The 1141-nt window shown below is 54.3% G+C and carries 2 protein-coding genes; one reads left to right on the top strand and one right to left on the bottom strand.

What is annotated here, in order from left to right; genetic code table 11:
- Positions 1-93 precede the first annotated feature (93 nt).
- Positions 94-477: a hypothetical protein gene (locus tag NW819_RS05835; RefSeq protein WP_414413185.1), complete on the top strand. Its 384-nt coding sequence runs from the start codon at positions 94-96 to the stop codon at positions 475-477.
- Between the two features lie 62 nt (positions 478-539).
- Here the strand turns inward: NW819_RS05835 and NW819_RS05830 are convergent.
- A partial coding sequence (locus NW819_RS05830) for a Uma2 family endonuclease (RefSeq protein WP_414413184.1) occupies positions 540-1141 on the bottom strand: 602 nt, incomplete at its 5' end.

Genomic DNA, 1141 nt, shown 5'->3' with positions numbered 1-1141 from the left:
GTCGATTACACAGGAGTTTGGCTGAGTCCTTCTGAGAACTGGCTAGTGGTTAGAGATGGCCTAACAGAAATCTCTAAATCAGAAAGGATCCGCTTGAGTAAGATCAACGTGGGCCTTTTCCCCTATTGGGAGATGGAGACAGAGCAGCTTATCCAAGAATTGGAGAGCTTGCTGGAGTCAATTTTACGCAGCTCTCGTCCAGAGGGTTATGCCTTGATCTTCCTAGGGGATCCGGATCCCCAGCGAGCCAGCCAGATATTGACAAATGCATTGGGCAACGTAACTCTAAAGCTCTTGGAAGAAAGGTGGGATCTATCTGGGGAACCCTCTTGTTCCGTGGTGGCGGGCTTGAACCCCTGGCAATGGGAGAGGCTCATTCCCCAACTGAACTATCGCTATCCCCTAAAACGGGAGCGCTTTCCTAGGGGATTACGGCCTGCTGTCCAAAAGCTGCCTGTGTTGTTGCAGGCTTTTTAGGGATCCACCCTTTTTCTTGGGCTAAGCTTTGCCTGGTCTACAGGAGACCTGAGCTCAGTCGCTTACACTGCGTCTAGATCCACCCCTAGCTCTCGTAGCTTCCGGGCCAGGCGCCCTGCCCGTTGTTCGGCCTGCTCAGCCCTTTGCCGCTCCAGTTCGGCCTCGGTGGGTACCAGTTCCCCAGCAGCAGTGGCCCAGCGAATCCAGGTGGCCTCGATGTCCCGAAACCTGCCCTCCCACTTCACTAGGTACAATCCCAAAACCTCGCTCGGCAAGCAACCCTCGGCATCCTCTTGAATTGGCTCATAGCGGTCGCCCCTCAGCCGAAACCCTGCCCAGTCCTCTGGCTCAAACGGGTCAAACCAAAAGTACTCCGGCACCCGGATAATCTGCTCATAAAGTTGCTTTTTGCTTGTTTTATCCTCCTGGGCAGTGCTGGGAGAAAGAAGCTCAATCACCACGTCCGGCCCTTTGCCCTGCTCCCAAATCACCCAGCTTTTGCGCTCGCCTTTAGGCACGCCCAACACCACAAAATAATCCGGCCCTTTGAAATTGGGGCCGCTGGTCTGCTCCAAGCTGTAGTAGAGAAACATATTGCCACCGACAAAGCCATCAGGGCGCTGCTGCAACCAGGTTTGGGTAGTGGAGATGAGCAAGTCCATCT

This window comes from Synechococcus sp. R8-2 (assembly GCF_047461715.1).
Lineage (GTDB): Bacteria > Cyanobacteriota > Cyanobacteriia > Thermostichales > Thermostichaceae > Thermostichus.
Note: the sequence above shows the minus strand (reverse complement) of the source record. Positions and strands in the feature narration are given on the sequence as shown.